Genomic DNA, 15,340 nt, shown 5'->3' with positions numbered 1-15,340 from the left:
GCGGTGCGCTTCGGTGATACCGGTGCAAGTCGCGGCGAAGGGCTGGTGGGCGCATGACGGCCGACAGATCGGACCCCGTGGTCACCACCCCCTACGGGGCGGTGCGAGGCAGACACGAGCACGGAGTGGCCGTGTTCCGCGGCGTCCCGTACGCCGCACCCCCCTTCGGCCCCCGGCGGTTCCGGCCGCCGGTGCCGCCCGAGCCCTGGGACGGTGTGCGCGACGCCGCCCTCTTCGGCCCGACCGCGCCGAAGCCCCCGTACTCCGAGGCCTTCGCCCGGTACCTGTCCGATCCGGTCGTCCCCGGCGACGACTGCCTCAACCTCAACGTGTGGACGCCCGACCCGGACCCGGGCGCCCGGCTCCCCGTCATGGTGTGGCTGCACGGCGGCGCGCTGACCCGCGGTTCCTCCGCCGTGCCCGTGTACGACGGGCGTGCCTTCGCCCGTGACGGCGTCGTCCTGGTCTCCGTGAACTACCGGCTCGGCGTGGAGGGCTTCGGACTGTTCCCGGACGCCCCCGCCAACCCCGGCCTGCGCGACCAGCTCGCCGCCCTGCGCTGGGTCCACGAGTCGATCGCGGCCTTCGGCGGCGACCCGGACCGGGTCACCCTGTGCGGCCAGTCGGCCGGGGCCATCAGCATCGGCGCCCTGATCGCCGCCCCGCAGGCCCAGGGCCTGTTCCGGCGCGCGGTCCTCCAGAGCGGGCCGCCGGAGGCCGCCGAGCGCGGCAACGTACGGCGGATGGTGCGGCGCATGGCGACCCGGCTGAAGGCGCCCGCCACCGCCGAGGCGTTCGCCGCCGTCGACCGGGACCTGCTGCTGCGCACCCAGGCCGAGGTCGGCCGGCTCAGCAGCCCCGTCCTCGGCGGGCCCGCCTTCGGCATCGTCGTCGACGGCGACCTCGTCCCGCGCGACCCGCTCCAGGCCCTGGTGGAGGGCGACGCGGCGCGGGGAGCCGACCTGCTCATGGGCTGGACCCGCGACGAGTACCGGCTGTGGCTGGTCCCCGGCGGGCTGCTGGAGCGCGTCGACCGGCTCGGCCCGGTCGCGCTGGCCGGCGCCATGGCCCGCTGCCACTGCGGGCACGAGGTGGTCCGCGGCTACCGGGCGCTGCGCCCCGGGGCCGGTACCGCCGAGATCGTCGGCCAACTGGTCACCGACCACCTGCTGCGCCGCCCGCTGCACCGCCTGGCCGACGCGCGTCCGGGCTCGTCGTACGTCTACGAGTTCGCCTGGCCCTCGCTGCTGCCCGACCTCGGCGCCTGCCACGCCCTGGAACTCGGCTTCGTCTTCGACACCGGCGACGTCCCCGACTCCCGCAGGCTCGCCGGGGAGGGCGCCCCGCAGGAGCTGGCCGACGCCATGCACACGGCCTGGGTCCGCTTCGCCACCGACGGCGACCCCGGCTGGCGGCCCTGGGACGCCACCCACCCGGTACACGTCTTCGGCGACGGCCCTCCGCACACCGTCCCCGGCCCGCGCGACGCCGAACTCGCCCTCTGGACGGCCGCCCCCGAGTCACCCCCCGCCCCGGACGGCACCCGAGCCCGCGCCGCGGAACTCCGCACGGTGGTACGACGCCTGCGCCGCCCGGGCGGGGTGAGCGGCCACTGACGATCTCCTGCCGGGGGAGGGGGGTTACGGCCGGAACCTGGGCGGGGGCTCGGGCGACCGGCCGGGGCCGACAGCAACCGGGCGATCGCTGTGTTCGCCCGGCGCCGGGCCCGGCAGGAGCCGCCGCCGACCGGGGCTGGTGTCGGACCGGGCACTGGTGTGCCGTCCGGTGGATTGTGCCGGGGAAGCGGTGGCGCGGCCACGGTGGCGGTCGGTACGCGGGCCACCACCGTGATCGCCGGGTTCCGTCCGGCAGGAGTCGCCACCCGCCCGCTGTTGGAAGGGCCGCGGGTGTCCGTCGGCCCCGTGAGGGTGCCGTGGGGCCGCTACCGGGGCGACAGCACGCGGGCGATCTCCGAGATCGCCCCCGGGCCCACCCGGCAGCAGCCGCCGATCAGGCGGGCGCCGGAGGCGCGCCAGCGTTCGACCTGGTCCGGGGTGAAGGTGGAGCGGCCGGTCCAGGCGCGGGCCTCGGCGTCCCAGGACTCGCCGCTGTTGGGGTAGACCACGACCGGCTTGCCGGTGACGCGAGCGGCCGTCCGCGCGGCGACCGCCGCGTCGCCGGGCGCACAGCAGTTCACGCCGACCGCGATCACCTCGTCCACGTCGGCGGCCAGGGCGAACGCCTCCTCCAACGGCTGCCCGGCCCGCGTACGGTCACCGGCGACGGTGTACGAGAGCCAGGCCGGCACCCCCAGCCCGCGTACCGCCCGCAGCAGCGCCCGCGCCTCGTCCGTGTCGGGCACCGTCTCCAGCGCCAGCACGTCGGGCCCGGCGGCGGCCAGCACCTCCAGGCGGGGCCGGTGGAAGCGCTCCAGCTCGTCGACGGTGAGCCCGTACCGGCCCCGGTACTCGGAGCCGTCGGCGAGCATCGCCCCGTAAGGACCCGCCGACGCGGCCACCCACAACGGCCGTACCACCCCGAGCGCGCGCGCCCGCCGCGCCGCCTCCCGCGCCGACTCCACGCTCAGCCGCATGAGCCCGGCGGCCCGTTCCGGTCCGATCCCCCGCTGCGCGAACCCCTCGAAGGTGGCCTGGTAGCTCGCGGTGATCGCCACGCTCGCCCCGGCCTCGAAGTACGCCAGGTGCGCCTGAGTGACCGCCTCCGGCCGCTCGGCCAGCAGCCGCGCCGACCACAGCTCGTCGCTCAGGTCGTACCCGGCCGACTCCAACTGGTTCGACATACCACCGTCGAGCACGACCGCCCCGCCGTCGAGCGCGTCGGCGAGGGCGGGGGAGGTGACGCTGGGGATGACGCTGTCCATGACGCGACGCTAGCCGATCGGGCCCCGCGAAACTCCCCTGCACGGCCCAGGACGCCCTGACATCATCCCCGTATGACCTCCGCCATACGCCATGTCACGATCGACTGCGCCGACGCCCACGCCCTGGGCACCTTCTGGTCCAAGGTCCTGGACCTGCCCGTGCACGAGGACGACGAGCCGGGTGACGACGAGGCGTTGATCGAGGGCGCCGGCCTGCTCTTCGTCACGGTGCCGGACGACAAGACGGCCAAGAACCGCGTGCACCTGGACCTCCAGCCGCAGGACCGCACCCGCGACGAGGAGGTGGAGCGGCTGCTGGGCCTCGGCGCGACCCTGGTCGCCGACCGCCGCAACCGGGACGGCACGGGCTGGGTGGTGCTCGCCGACCCGGAGGGGAACGAGTTCTGCGTGGAGCGCGGCACGGGGGAGCGGACGGGCTGACTCGAACGGTTCGGCCGGTACCGAAACAACCGGCCCCTAGCGTGGGCCGCATGAGCGAGACCGCCTACGAGACACCCGCCGCAGCCGTCACCTCCATGGTCGACCACGTGCTCGAACTGGCCGCCACCTGGACCGCCTGGGACGGCACGCCCGCGCGCGTCGACGATCGGGTGTACACCCCGCACAAGGCGATCCGCCGCGTCGCCGACCACATGATCGACCACTTGGCCGAACTGGAGGCGCGGCTGGCCGGAGAAAAGCCCCAGCCCGACTGCTGGCACGCCTCCGCGATCACGACCGAGTCCGACCGTGCCCCCTTCACCCCCGCGGATCTCGACGAGACGCGCAGCCGTCTGACCCGACTGGCCCGGATCTGGGCCAACCGCCTGGACGCGCTCACCGACGAGCAGCTCGACCACTCGCCGGGCGAGGGCTGGAGCTTCCGCGAACTCGCCCGCCACCTCGCGGGATCCACGTACTACGCCGACGCCGTCGGAGACCTGTCATGACCGCCTTCGCCGACCTCCACGAGGCCGACGCGCCCCTGTTGCTTCCGAATGCCTGGGACGCGGCCTCCGCCCTGCTGCTCGCCGACCGCGGATTCCCGGCCATCGGCACCACCAGCCTCGGCGTCGCCGCCTCCGCCGGACTGCCCGACGGTGCCGCCGCGACCCGTGAACTCACCCTCCGCCTCGCCCTCCTGCTCGGCTCGCAGCCCTTCCTGCTCTCCGTCGACGCGGAGGGCGGGTTCAGCGAAGACCCGGACGAGGTGGCCGAGTTCGCCCGGCAGCTGTGGGAGGCGGGGGCCCGCGGCATCAACCTGGAGGACGGACTCGGGCCGCCCGACCGGCACGCCGCGAAGATCACCGCGGTGAAGTCCGCCGTGCCCGGCCTGTTCGTCAACGCGCGCACGGACACGTACTGGCTGGATGACGGAGACGTCACGCGGACACTGCGCCGGCTCGACGTCTACCAACAGGCTGGCGCCGACGGGGTGTTCGTCCCCGGACTGACCGCACCCGAGGCGATCGCCGCCCTCGTGGAGCACCTCGACGCGCCCCTCAACATCCTCTGCTCCCCGACCGGCCCCGCCGTCCCCCACCTCGCCGACCTCGGCGTACGCCGGATCAGCCTCGGCTCCCTGCTGTACCGGCGGGCGCTGGGCGCGGCCGTGGAGGCGATGGCCGCCGTCGCGGAGGGGCGTGCTCCGCGGGGCGCCGCTCCCTCGTACGCGGAGGTGCAGGCGCTCAGCGCCCAGGAAGGGCCCGCGTAGCGGAGTTCCCCGGCGCACCTGAGAGGGCGCGCCGGCGGGGTGCCGGCGCGCCCGGTGCGGGACGGTGCGGGTGTCAGCTCGTGGTGCAGCTGATCGAGCCGACCGGATAGTTGTTGCCGGTGGATGTGGCGGTGAATCCGAAGAAGACACTGCCGTTGGGAGGTACGGTCCGGTTGTAGTCGGCGTTCTTGACCGTGATCGTGCCGTCCCCGGCCGTGGTCAGGTTGCCGTTCCAGGCGCTGCCGATCTTGGTGCCGGCGCCTGGCTTCCAGGTCACCGTCCAACCGTTCAGCGGTGCCGTGCCGTGGTTCATCACTTCCACGGAGCCCTGGAAGCCGCCGCCCCAGGAGTTCTCCACGTTGTACACGGCCATGCAGGAGCCGGTCTGCGGATCCGTCGGAGTGGGGGTCGGGGTGGGAGTCGGAGTCGGGTTCGGCGAGCCGGAGTTCCGGATGCCGGTCACCTCGCCGTGGCCGCCGTCGAAGACGATGTCCGAGCAGGAGAAGAAGTTCTCCTGGCTGTCGGAGCGCACCCACTGGATGAAGATCAGCGCGTTGCCCGAACGGCCGGAGGGCAGCGCGAGGTTCCAGTAGTAGTGGCCGCCGTCGGTGCCGGGCGACCCGACCTGCGGCGGGTTGCTGACCGTCTGGATCAGGTCCAGGTCGGCCCAGCGCAGCTGGGACGTGGACGACCAGCCGGGCTTGGTCAGGTAGACGCGGAAGTCGCCCGGGTGGGCGGCCCAGTTGCTGTACTGGACCTGCATCGAGGACCCGGAGGTCAGATGGGTCCGGGGCCAGTCGGCGCGGGCGGCGTTGTAGGCGGAGAAGTCGTACGGCGAGCGGTCTCCCGCGCTGCACAGGGTGCCGTCCGGCACGTAACCCTGGTTCCGGCCGCCGGCGTTGGAGTCGAGCACCGCGAACCAGTTGTACAGGGGCGTGGCGCCGCTCTTGTTCAGGGCGTCCCGGCACGCGGGGTTCGTCGGGTCGAGACTGCCGGTCGCCGTGCGGGCGTCCACGTAACACAGATAGGTGCGCGAACCGGGCGTCATCGCCACGCCGTGCGCCTCGGCACGGCCCTGTCCGAGCAGGGTCAGGCCCAGTGCCGTGAGAAGGGTGGCGAAGGCCGCCGCCACCGATAAGAGTCTGCTGCGTCGAGCCACGTTCGGTCCTTCCTTCCTTGTGGGGGTGGTGGTGCGTCAGGCGGTCGTGCAGACGGTGCCGTTGAGGGTGAAGGCGCCCGGTGCGGCGAACGTGCCGCTGTAGGTGCCCTGGAAGCCGAACGTCTGGTTGCCGCCCGGCGCGATCCCCTTGTTGTGCGACAGGGCGGTCGCGGTGACGGCACCCGAGGCCGGGTTCACCGTGGCGTTCCAGGCGCTGGTGACGCGCTGCCCGGAGGGCAGGGTGAAGCCGAGCTGCCAGCCGTCCACCGTCGCCGAACCGGTGTTGCGGACGGTGACGTCGGCGGTGAACCCGCCCGGCCAGACGTTCGTGGCGTACGTCACCGAGCAGGCGGCCTGGCCACCGGGGTTGCCGCCCCCGCCGCCTCCACCGCCCCCGTTGCCACCCGTGCGGATCTCCGACGAGAACGACGTCACGGCGAGCCCGGTACCGTTCTGCCAGGGCTCGAAGCCTGCCTGGATGCTCGTCAGGTACCAGTTGCTCGCGGCCATCTGTCGGGAGACCGCCTGCTGGACGAAGTCCATCACGTCGAAGTTCCAGTTGGTGATCGCCGACGGGGCGACGAAGGACAGCACGTTGTTGGAGCCGTTGCTGCCGGACCACACCTGCCAGGACCGGCCGGCGACCGTGGCCGTGCCGGTCTGCGAACCCACCGGCTGGATCGGTCCGACCTTGTTGAACCAGACCATGATCTCGGTCCGGTTCACGCCGTCCTTGCGGGGCGTCGGGTCCAGCCAGATGTCGTAGGCGGCGTCGTAGACCGCGTCGCTGACGTAGCCGTACGAGATGCTGGTGGGCGCGCTGGAGATGGTGTCCAGCCGGGCCGGGAGCGAGGTGCCCGGTGAACAGTTGGTGTAGTGACAGCCGTTGTAGACGGACGGGTACGACTTCGGAGCACCGTTGGTGGCCGCCGAGCCGTCGGCCCGGTTGATCCGGAAGCCGGAGTCCGTGACGGTGACGCACTGGGCGGCGTCGGTGCCCCAGCGGTTGTTCTGGACGACGTAGCGGCCCTGGATCGTGGTCGTTCCGAAGGCGTCGCAGATCTGTGTGTCGGCGTGCGCCGCCGGAGCGGCCGCCAGGAAGGCGGCGACCAGGGCGAGAGCGGTGAGCAGCGCGCACAGTAAGCCGCGCGCGGGGTCGAGCCGATGGGGCAGCAGTCGCATAGGGGCCTCTTCGAGGGCGACGTCGGAGGGAGGAGTGCTCCCGCTTGCGCCTCTATGGGAGCGCTCCCATCGTTTGAAACGGGACTATAGAAGCGACGCATGTCCCTGACAAGACTGCGTGCGGGATCCTCTCGGCGGCGCAGCGCGAGAAGAGTGAAAGGGAGCGGGCGGCGCTGGACGGCCCTCCGGCCGGAGGCTGCTGCTCAAGGAGATGGACGACCGGGGGCGGCTGCTGTCCACCAGCTTCAGCGGCACCCGCAAGGGTCTCCCGCCCCGAGGGCTGGACCGGCTATCTGCTACGACCCGAGTCCATCGAGTTCTGGTACGGCAGCCCCGACCGGCTGCGCTATGAAAAGGTTGGCGGCACCAACGGCTTCAGCCGTGACGGCCGCCTGCGGTGAATCCTATGAACTCCGACCAGGCGGTGGGGGAGAGGGCGAGCTGAGCGCCGGCGGTGTTCTTGGAGTCGCGTACGTGGATGGTGGTGGGGCAGCTGGCCACCTCGACGCAGTCGCCGGAGTCATCACCGCTGTACGTGGACTTGCGCCAGGCGAGGGCCACTTCGACGCAGTCGCCGTCGGTGCCGCTGCTGTAGCTGCTCTTGAACCAGGACAGTTCGTCGGTGCTCCTAGCGCTCCTCTCATCCGCTCCAGCAGGCTCCGGGTGTCGCCCGGAGAGAGAGCCTGTGAGCGCAGTTTCGCATAACGCATGTGGAGCACGCTGATCGATTTCGGGTCCACGAGGAGTGGGCCGCTTCGTTGTGCCTCGCAGTAGGCGAACCACTCGTTCTCCGGGGTCTCCAGCAACTGGATGGGACCGTCGATGCCTGCGTGGACGCCACGCGACTTCGGCATGATCTGCGAGGTGCCCGGCTCGCGCGGCGGCTCGTGGCGCATCGGATGGACGCCTGGGGGTTCCCGTACGGGAGCGAGGTGGGCGAGAACGTGACCCTGGTCGTCGCCGAACTCGCCGCCAACGCCGTCCGGCACGGCCGCGTCCCCGGGCGGGACGTCCGCGTCCGGCCGCTGTGGGAGGGCGCGGTCGTCCGCGTGGAGGTGGCCGACGCGCGGACCGAACGGCTCCCGGTGCTGCGGGAGCCGGACGGCGAGGGCGGGCGCGGGCTCCTGCTGGTGGCGGCCGTGTCCGAGCGGTGGGGCGTGGAGCCGCGGGCGGGCCGTGCCTACAAGGTGGTGTGGGCGGAGGTGCGGGTCACGGGGCCAGGAGGTCCGCGAGGAAGGCGTTCGTGAACTTTCCGGCCGGGTCCAACTCCCGGGCCAGCGCGCGGAAGTCGTCCAGGCGCGGGTACCGGTCGCGCAGTACGGCCGACGGTGTGGTGAACACCTTGCCCCAGTGCGGGCGGGGGGCGAGGTCCGACAGCGCCTCCTCAAGGCGGCGCACCACCGGCAGCACGGCGGCGGTGTCCTCGATCCAGGTGAAGTGCGCGGCGACGGTGTCCCGGCCGTAGGAGGGGCTCAGCCACTGCTCGTCGGCGGCGACGGTGCGGATCTCGCACGTCTGGAGCACCGGGGCGACCGTCTCCCGGATCCCGTCGAGCGCGTGCAGGACGTCGGAGGCGTACCGGCGCGGCAGCAGGTACTCCGACTGCAACTCGGCGCCGCTGCTCGGGGTGAACTCGGCGCGGAAGTGCGGCAGTCGCTCGTGCCAGGGTCCGGGCACGCCGAACTGCTGCGTGCAGTTCTCCGCCGGCATGCCCGGCACCGGGTGCAGCGCGACCTTGGCCGGTACCGCCCAGGGGAAGGCGGGCAGCGGCTCGTCGGTGCGCCGCTTGAGCCACACCTGGCGGAAGCCCGGGTCGCGCCAGTCGGTGAACAGGCTGACGCTGTACGCGGCGGCCGCCACCGCCTCGAAGTCCAGCCCCTCCAGGGGGAGTTCGGTGAACAGGTGCTGCTCGACCTCGTAGGCGGGCTCCAGGTCCAGGGTGAGCGCGGTGACCACGCCGAGCGCGCCGAGGGAGGTGACGGCCCCGCCGAACCGCGGGTCGCCCCGGCCGATGACGACCGTCGAGCCGTCCGCGCTGACGATCTCCACCTCCCGCACGGGGGCGGCCAGCGGACCGTTGCCCACGCCGGAGCCGTGGGTGCCGGTCGCCACCGAGCCGGCCACGGAGATGTGCGGCAGGGAGGCCATGTTGGGCAGGGCGAGGCCGTGCGCGTGCACCCGGCGGGCCAGTTCCGCGTACCGGAGGCCGCCGGCCACCCGGACCGTGCGGGCCGCCGTGTCGACGTCCGCCTCGGCGGGCAGCGCCTCCAGGGAGAGCAGGGTGCCCCCGGCGCCCGGGTCGGCGATCTCGTTGAAGGAGTGCCCGCTGCCCAGCACCCGCACCCGCGCACTGCGGGCGACCAGCTCCCGCACCGCGTCGAGCGAGCCCGGCCGGTCCACCTCCGCGGCGCTGTAGGTGATGTTCCCCGCCCAGTTGGTCACGGTCGTCCCGGTCATCCCGCTGTTCCTGCCCCTCACGCCCTCACGCCACGACCCACAAGGTCACCGGGCGAACCTACCCGACGGCCGCCGGGCAGGGGTTCGCAGCCTCCGTGCGGGGGACCCGGCACGACCCGCGCGCGAGCGTAGGCATACCGTGAGAAGTCGTACACGCGAGTCGGGAGGAGTCAACGGGATGGACAGCCGTACCGAGCTGGTCGAGGATCTGATGGAGCGCTTCCCGCATGTGCCGCGGGAGGCCGTCTTCAAGGAGGACCTGCTCCGGGGCGGTGTGGCCTTCGACCCCTCCGCGCTGAGTGACAACGAGAGCGGCGAGGTCAAGCCGAAGTCGTACTTCATCTTCTCCTTCGACCACGGCACCCTGCCCGAGCTGGGGGAGGCCGCGCTGCGGCGGCCGCCGGAGGAGATCATCCTCACCGGCGGACCGTACGACCTGCGGCGGACCGTCGTCTCCGTACGGGTGAACCCCGCCTCGCCCTACCGCGTGGCCGCCGACGACGAGGGGATGCTCGGCCTCTACCTCGACGGGAAGCGGATCGCCGACGTCGGCGTGCCGCCCATGCCCGAGTACTACCGGCACAAGCTGTCCAACGGGAAGTCGGTGATGGAGGTCGCCCCGACCATCCAGTGGGGCTACCTGATCTACCTCACCGTCTTCCGGGTCTGCCAGTACTTCGGCGCCAAGGAGGAGTGCCAGTACTGCGACATCAACCACAACTGGCGCCAGCACAAGGCGGCCGGCCGGCCCTACACCGGCGTCAAGGACGTCGAGGAGGTCCTGGAGGCGCTGGAGATCATCGACCGGTACGACACCCAGAAGGCGTCGACCGCCTACACCCTCACCGGTGGCGCCGTCACCTCCAAGGTGGCGGGCCGCGACGAGGCCGACTTCTACGGCCACTACGCCAAGGCCATCGAGGAGCGCTTCCCGGGCCGCTGGATCGGCAAGGTCGTCGCACAGGCGCTGCCGAAGCCGGACGTGCAGCGGTTCAAGGACTACGGCGTGCAGATCTACCACCCCAACTTCGAGGTGTGGGACCGCCGTCTGTTCGAGCTCTACTGCCCGGGCAAGGAGCGCTACGTCGGCCGCGACGAGTGGCACCGCCGCATCCTGGACTCCGCCGAGGTGTTCGGCGCGCGCAATGTGATCCCCAACTTCGTGGCGGGCGTGGAGATGGCCGAGCCCTTCGGCTTCACCACCGTCGACGAGGCCATCGCGTCCACCACCGAGGGCCTGCGCTTCTTCATGTCGCACGGCATCACGCCCCGCTTCACCACCTGGTGCCCGGAGCCCACCACCCCGCTGGGCAAGGCCAACCCGCAGGGCGCGCCGCTGGAGTACCACATCCGGCTGCTTGAGGCCTACCGCGCCACGATGGACGACTTCGGCCTCTCCTCGCCCCCCGGCTACGGCCCGGCCGGCCCCGGCAACGCGGTCTTCTCGGTCAGCTCCTTCATGGACAGCCTGCCGGCGGAGCCGGCGTTGCGAGAGACCGCGGAGCAGGGGGCCGGCGGGGCGGCGCGGTAGTCCTCCGCGGCGCGTTTTCGGATCCCGTGAGCCGAATGGGGGCTTCGGTCCGTACTACGGAGCGGAGTTGAGGACCACGGGATCCGTCACGACAATTGCATGCGTGGCTTGTCAGTTGTGTCAAAGGCGTGAAAAGCTCGTGCTCTGCCGGAAGGTTCCCCCCAACTCCTCCCTGTGCGCAGAGAGTTGACCTCGCCCGTGGATGCAGGAGACCCATGCCCGACCTGCCGAGCCCCAAGGACGCGACCGAGGCCGCGCTGTTCTCCGAATGCTGGGACGCGGTGCTCTCCTACGCCGACCTGTGCACGGCGGGCTCCGGCGCGGCCGGGCAGCTGGCCACGGAGGCGTTCGCCGCGGGTCTGCGCGAGGTCCGGGCCGCCGAGGCCGGTGCGTCCCGGGGCCGCCGTACACCCCGCCTGCCCGCGATCCCGCTGACGCTGACGGCCGTGCGCGCCACCGCCGCGTCCTGGGAGGCCGGCGGACTCGGCGACCGGCTCGACCCGGACCTACGGCTGTGGCTCAACTCCGACAAGGCCGCCCGCTACACCGGCCCGCCGCCGCACCGCCCGCTCGCCCTGCGCACCCTGCGGGACCTCCAGGAACCGGACGCCGCGCTGCTGTGGCTGGCCGAGGTGGAGGCGCTGCCGTCGACCGTGGTGGCCCGCCGGCTGGGCCTCGACCCCGCGCGCGTGTCCGAGGAACTCGACCAGGTGCGGGCCCTGTTCCGGGACCGCTGCCGCCGCAACCACCTCGACACCCCGATGGACGCGGAGTGCCGCGGCTACGCCGGGCTGCTGGACGCGGTCACCCGGCCCGGGTCCGCCGCCGAGACCCCCGAGGACCTCTCCCGGCACCTCGCCACCTGCGAGGGGTGCGCCCAGGCCGCCGCCTGCCTGCGGCCGCACGGCGGCGGACTGCCCACCGCGCTGGCCGGCGGCGTCATCGGCTGGGGCGGCCTGGCCTACCTGGAGCGCCGCCGCCGGGCCGCCGAGGTGCGCCTCGGCACCCACCGCTCCGCGGCGGCGGACATGGGCGGGGAGCCGCAGGAGGGCGCCGCTCGGGCGCGGGTCGTGCGCGGCGGCCTGCTCGCCGCGGCGGTCGCCCTGTCCGGGCTGGCGCTGGCCGTGTCGATGATGCCCTTCGGCAGCTCCGCGAACGACGCCGAGCGCGGCGACGACAGCCGCCGGCAGGTCGCCGGCGGCCGCCCGGTCGGCGACCCGCCCGCCGCTCCGCCCGCCGCCGACCCCATGCCGTCCGCCTCCGTCGCGGCTTCCGTGTCCGCGGCCCACGAGTCGTCCGCGAGCGGCGCGGCGACCCGGTCCGGCCGCGAGAACCCCGACCCGGAGCCGCAGGGCACCGCCTCGGCCACCGCCGACGGGGGCGACTCGCCCGATCCCGCGACGGACGCGCCCGGGGCGGGCGACCCGGCGACGGGCGGGCAGGGGAACAGCGGGACGGGGGTCTGCCGGGTCGACTACGACCTGACGAACGAGTGGACCGACGGCTTCCAGGCCAAGGTCACCGTCACCACCGCCCGCTCCCTGGACACCTGGCGCGTCGCCTGGTCCTTCCCCGACGGGCAGCAGGTCGGCCAGATGTGGGACGCGACCGTCGCCCAGAACGGCCCCCGCGTCATCGCCACCGCCGCCGAATACAACAAGTCCGTCCCCGCGAACGGCACCCTGTCCTTCGGCTTCCTCGGCACCTGGCACGGCCGCAACTCCACGCCGTACGACTTCACGCTCAACGGCCACAGCTGCGCGACGGCCTGATCCCGGGGCCGCGATCGGCCCGGAGCCCCGGACGGCCCGGTGGCGTGGCGGCCCGACGGCCCGGTCCGAGGAGTGACCCGAACGGCCCTGTCGGGTACCCGGGCGGGGCATGGAGGGTGGGAGCGTGTGCCACCGGCACGCGGTACCCCCGACCCGTACGCGGTACCCCCGACCGCTGTCCCGACCCGGAAGGAAACCCGATGTCCGTCGAGACGCAGCAGGCAGCCGCCGGGCTCACGGACGAGGAGCTCGCGACGCTGGACGCCCACTGGCGCGCCGCGAACTACCTCTCCGTCGGCCAGATCTACCTCATGGGCAACCCGCTGCTGGCCGAACCGCTGCGCCCGGAACACATCAAGCCGCGCCTGCTCGGCCACTGGGGCACCTCGCCCGGCCTCAACCTGGTCCACACCCACCTCAACCGCGCCATCAAGGCTCGCGACCTGAACGCCGTGTGCATCTGGGGTCCGGGCCACGGCGGGCCCGCCGTGCTCGCCAACTCCTGGCTGGAGGGCTCGTACACCGAGACCTATCCGGACATCACCCGGGACACGTCCGGCATGGCGCGGCTGTTCAAGCAGTTCTCCTTCCCCGGCGGGGTGCCCAGCCACGTCGCCCCCGAGACACCGGGCTCCATCCACGAGGGCGGCGAACTCGGCTACTCCCTCTCCCACGCCTACGGTGCCGCGCTCGACAACCCGGACCTGGTCGTCGCCTGCGTGATCGGCGACGGCGAGGCGGAGACCGGCCCGCTGGCCGCGTCCTGGCACTCCAACAAGTTCCTCGACCCGGTCCACGACGGAGCGGTCCTGCCGATCCTGCACCTCAACGGCTACAAGATCGCCAACCCGACGGTCCTGGCCCGCCTCCCCGAGGCGGAACTCGACGACCTGCTCAGGGGCTACGGCCACGACCCGATCCACGTCACCGGCGACGACCCGGCCGTCGTGCACCGCGCCATGGCCGCGGCCATGGACACCGCGCTCGACCGCATCGCCGCCTTCCAGCGCGCCGCCCGCACCGACGGCGCCACCGAGCGGCCCCGCTGGCCCGTGATCGTGCTGCGCACCCCCAAGGGCTGGACCGGACCCGCCGAGGTCGACGGGCTGCCCGTGGAGGGCACCTGGCGCGCCCACCAGGTCCCGCTGGCCGGTGTCCGGGACAACCCGGAACACCTGCGGCAGTTGGAGCGGTGGTTGCGCTCGTACCGCCCCGAGGAACTGTTCGACGAGCGCGGCGCCCCGCGCCCCGACGTGCTGGCCTGCGTCCCGCACGGCACCCGCCGGCTCGGCGCCACCCCGCACGCCAACGGCGGGCTCCTGCTGCGCGAACTGCCCCTGCCCCCGCTGGAGAAGCACGCCGTCGAGGTCGACAAGCCCGGCGCGACCCTGCACGAGCCCACCCGCGTCCTCGGCGACATGCTCGAGGACGTCATGGCCGCCACCACCGACCGGCGCGACTTCCGGCTCGTCGGCCCCGACGAGACCGCCTCCAACCGCCTCCAGGCCGTCTACGGCGCCAGCGGCAAGGCCTGGCAGGCCCTGACCCTGCCGGTGGACGAGCACCTCGACCCGCACGGCCGGGTGATGGAGATCCTGTCCGAACACACCTGCCAGGGCTGGCTGGAGGGCTACCTCCTCACCGGCCGACACGGACTGTTCTCCTGCTACGAGGCCTTCGTGCACATCGTCGACTCGATGGTCAACCAGCACATCAAGTGGCTGCGCACCACCCGCCGGCTGCCCTGGCGCGCCCCGATCGCCTCGTTCAACTACCTGCTGACCTCGCACGTGTGGCGCCAGGACCACAACGGCTTCTCCCACCAGGACCCCGGCTTCGTCGACCACATCCTGAACAAGAGCCCCGAAGCGGTCCGGGTCTACTTCCCGCCGGACGCCAACACCCTGCTGTCCGTGGCCGACCACGCGCTGCGCAGCCGCGACTACGTCAACGTGATCGTCGCCGGCAAGCAGCCCTGCTTCGACTGGCTCTCCATGGAGCAGGCAGCGGTGCACTGCGCGCGCGGCGCCGGCATCTGGGAGTGGGCCGGCACCGAGGACGGCAGCCGCGAACCGGACGTGGTGCTGGCCTGCGCGGGCGACGTGCCGACCCAGGAGGTGCTGGCCGCCGCCCAGTTGCTGCGCCGGCACCTGCCCGACCTGGCCGTGCGCGTGGTCAACGTCGTGGACATCGCCCGGCTGCTGCCCAGCGGGGAGCACCCGCACGGGATGACCGACTTCGAGTACGACGGGCTGTTCACCCGGGACAAGCCGGTGATCTTCGCCTACCACGGCTACCCGTGGCTGATCCACCGACTGGCCTACCGGCGGGCCGGCCACCCCCACCTGCACGTGCGCGGCTACAAGGAGATCGGCACCACGACCACGCCGTTCGACATGGTGGTGAGCAACGACCTGGACCGCTACCGGCTGGTCATGGACGTCATCGACCGCGTCCCCGGCCTCGCGGTGCGCGCCGCGGCCGTCCGCCAGCGGATGGAGGACGCCCGGCTGCGCCACCACGCCTGGATCCGGGAACACGGCGTGGACCTGCCCGAGGTGGCGGACTGGTCCTGGGACGGCTGACCGGGACGTGCCCCCGGAGTGTGGGGCGGCGGGCAGGATCCCATCCCCGGCGGGCGCGG

General features: G+C 72.9%; 14 protein-coding genes and 1 pseudogene. 9 read left to right on the top strand and 6 right to left on the bottom strand.

The features are described from left to right. Positions 1-53 precede the first annotated feature (53 nt). Entirely contained in the window at positions 54-1,616 is a 1,563-nt protein-coding gene (locus tag ABZ818_RS08645; RefSeq protein WP_361412353.1) for a carboxylesterase family protein, read from the top strand. 326 nt (positions 1,617-1,942) lie between these two features. Here the strand turns inward: ABZ818_RS08645 and mmuM are convergent, their stop codons facing one another. Then, entirely contained in the window at positions 1,943-2,881 is a 939-nt protein-coding gene (gene mmuM, locus ABZ818_RS08640) for a homocysteine S-methyltransferase (protein ID WP_361412351.1), read from the bottom strand. A 72-nt stretch (positions 2,882-2,953) separates the two neighbouring features. Here mmuM and ABZ818_RS08635 point away from each other — a divergent pair, with 72 nt between their 5' ends. The 3 genes from ABZ818_RS08635 to ABZ818_RS08625 are packed head-to-tail and all read left to right on the top strand — an operon-like array spanning position 2,954 to position 4,595. After that, positions 2,954-3,322 carry a VOC family protein gene (locus ABZ818_RS08635; RefSeq protein ID WP_361412349.1) on the top strand — a complete coding sequence of 123 codons (369 nt, stop codon included), beginning with the start codon at positions 2,954-2,956 and terminating at the stop codon, positions 3,320-3,322. A 50-nt stretch (positions 3,323-3,372) separates the two neighbouring features. Next, positions 3,373-3,831 carry a hypothetical protein gene (locus ABZ818_RS08630; RefSeq protein WP_361412347.1) on the top strand — a complete coding sequence of 153 codons (459 nt, stop codon included), beginning with the start codon at positions 3,373-3,375 and terminating at the stop codon, positions 3,829-3,831. Next, complete coding sequence (locus tag ABZ818_RS08625; RefSeq protein ID WP_361412345.1) at positions 3,828-4,595, top strand: isocitrate lyase/phosphoenolpyruvate mutase family protein; 768 nt, start codon at positions 3,828-3,830, stop codon at positions 4,593-4,595. Before ABZ818_RS08630 ends, ABZ818_RS08625 begins: the two co-directional genes overlap by 4 nt. A 73-nt stretch (positions 4,596-4,668) precedes the next feature. On the opposite strand, the gene ABZ818_RS08620 is transcribed toward ABZ818_RS08625, so the two are convergent. Next, positions 4,669-5,754, bottom strand: a complete 1,086-nt coding sequence (locus ABZ818_RS08620; protein ID WP_361412343.1) for a lytic polysaccharide monooxygenase — start codon at positions 5,752-5,754, stop codon at positions 4,669-4,671. A 36-nt stretch (positions 5,755-5,790) separates the two neighbouring features. Continuing rightward, on the bottom strand, positions 5,791-6,936 hold the full coding sequence (locus ABZ818_RS08615) for a cellulose binding domain-containing protein (protein ID WP_361412341.1): 1,146 nt from the start codon (positions 6,934-6,936) through the stop codon (positions 5,791-5,793). Positions 6,937-7,022: 86 nt separating this feature from the next. Between ABZ818_RS08615 and ABZ818_RS08610 the strand changes: the two genes are divergently transcribed. Beyond that, positions 7,023-7,337: a pyridoxine 5'-phosphate oxidase C-terminal domain-containing protein gene (locus ABZ818_RS08610; protein WP_361412474.1), complete on the top strand. Its 315-nt coding sequence runs from the start codon at positions 7,023-7,025 to the stop codon at positions 7,335-7,337. On the opposite strand, the gene ABZ818_RS08605 is transcribed toward ABZ818_RS08610, so the two are convergent. Then, positions 7,312-7,551, bottom strand: coding sequence for a DUF397 domain-containing protein (locus ABZ818_RS08605; RefSeq protein ID WP_361412472.1), 240 nt, complete (start codon positions 7,549-7,551; stop codon positions 7,312-7,314). The two genes, ABZ818_RS08610 and ABZ818_RS08605, sit on opposite strands and share 26 nt — an antisense overlap. Before the next feature lie 14 nt (positions 7,552-7,565). Continuing rightward, positions 7,566-7,796 (bottom strand): annotated as a pseudogene (locus ABZ818_RS08600) (Scr1 family TA system antitoxin-like transcriptional regulator); the annotation flags it as partial. Here ABZ818_RS08600 and ABZ818_RS08595 point away from each other — a divergent pair. After that, complete coding sequence (locus ABZ818_RS08595; RefSeq protein WP_361412339.1) at positions 7,767-8,183, top strand: ATP-binding protein; 417 nt, start codon at positions 7,767-7,769, stop codon at positions 8,181-8,183. The pseudogene ABZ818_RS08600 and the gene ABZ818_RS08595 overlap by 30 nt on opposite strands. Here ABZ818_RS08595 and ABZ818_RS08590 read toward each other — a convergent pair. Continuing rightward, complete coding sequence (locus ABZ818_RS08590; protein WP_361412337.1) at positions 8,146-9,393, bottom strand: D-arabinono-1,4-lactone oxidase; 1,248 nt, start codon at positions 9,391-9,393, stop codon at positions 8,146-8,148. The two genes, ABZ818_RS08595 and ABZ818_RS08590, sit on opposite strands and share 38 nt — an antisense overlap. 178 nt (positions 9,394-9,571) lie before the next feature. Between ABZ818_RS08590 and ABZ818_RS08585 the strand changes: the two genes are divergently transcribed. The 3 genes from ABZ818_RS08585 to ABZ818_RS08575 all read left to right on the top strand — a co-directional run bounded on the left by ABZ818_RS08585 (position 9,572) and on the right by ABZ818_RS08575 (position 15,281). Then, on the top strand, positions 9,572-10,924 hold the full coding sequence (locus tag ABZ818_RS08585; RefSeq protein WP_361412335.1) for a radical SAM protein: 1,353 nt from the start codon (positions 9,572-9,574) through the stop codon (positions 10,922-10,924). Between the two features lie 215 nt (positions 10,925-11,139). After that, entirely contained in the window at positions 11,140-12,696 is a 1,557-nt protein-coding gene (locus tag ABZ818_RS08580) for a cellulose-binding domain-containing protein (protein ID WP_361412333.1), read from the top strand. A 200-nt stretch (positions 12,697-12,896) separates the two neighbouring features. Then, the gene (locus tag ABZ818_RS08575) at positions 12,897-15,281 is read left to right on the top strand and encodes a phosphoketolase family protein (RefSeq protein ID WP_361412331.1); all 2,385 of its coding nucleotides are present in this window, start codon (positions 12,897-12,899) and stop codon (positions 15,279-15,281) included. The last annotated feature ends 59 nt before the right edge of the window (positions 15,282-15,340 follow it).

The sequence above is a fragment of the Streptomyces sp. NPDC047453 genome, assembly GCF_040643155.1.
Classification (GTDB): domain Bacteria; phylum Actinomycetota; class Actinomycetes; order Streptomycetales; family Streptomycetaceae; genus Streptomyces.
This window is presented reverse-complemented; position numbering and strand designations above follow the sequence as displayed.

Excerpts from the sequence above, each read along its gene's own strand:
- ABZ818_RS08585 (WP_361412335.1), top strand. The coding sequence starts at position 9,572 with ATGGACAGCCGTACCGAGCTGGTCGAGGATCTGATGGAGCGCTTCCCG.
- ABZ818_RS08575 (WP_361412331.1), top strand. The coding sequence starts at position 12,897 with ATGTCCGTCGAGACGCAGCAGGCAGCCGCCGGGCTCACGGACGAGGAG.
- ABZ818_RS08645 (WP_361412353.1), top strand. The coding sequence starts at position 54 with ATGACGGCCGACAGATCGGACCCCGTGGTCACCACCCCCTACGGGGCG.
- ABZ818_RS08635 (WP_361412349.1), top strand. The coding sequence starts at position 2,954 with ATGACCTCCGCCATACGCCATGTCACGATCGACTGCGCCGACGCCCAC.
- ABZ818_RS08625 (WP_361412345.1), top strand. The coding sequence starts at position 3,828 with ATGACCGCCTTCGCCGACCTCCACGAGGCCGACGCGCCCCTGTTGCTT.
- mmuM (WP_361412351.1), bottom strand. The coding sequence starts at position 2,881 with ATGGACAGCGTCATCCCCAGCGTCACCTCCCCCGCCCTCGCCGACGCG.
- ABZ818_RS08580 (WP_361412333.1), top strand. The coding sequence starts at position 11,140 with ATGCCCGACCTGCCGAGCCCCAAGGACGCGACCGAGGCCGCGCTGTTC.
- ABZ818_RS08630 (WP_361412347.1), top strand. The coding sequence starts at position 3,373 with ATGAGCGAGACCGCCTACGAGACACCCGCCGCAGCCGTCACCTCCATG.
- ABZ818_RS08590 (WP_361412337.1), bottom strand. The coding sequence starts at position 9,393 with ATGACCGGGACGACCGTGACCAACTGGGCGGGGAACATCACCTACAGC.
- ABZ818_RS08615 (WP_361412341.1), bottom strand. The coding sequence starts at position 6,936 with ATGCGACTGCTGCCCCATCGGCTCGACCCCGCGCGCGGCTTACTGTGC.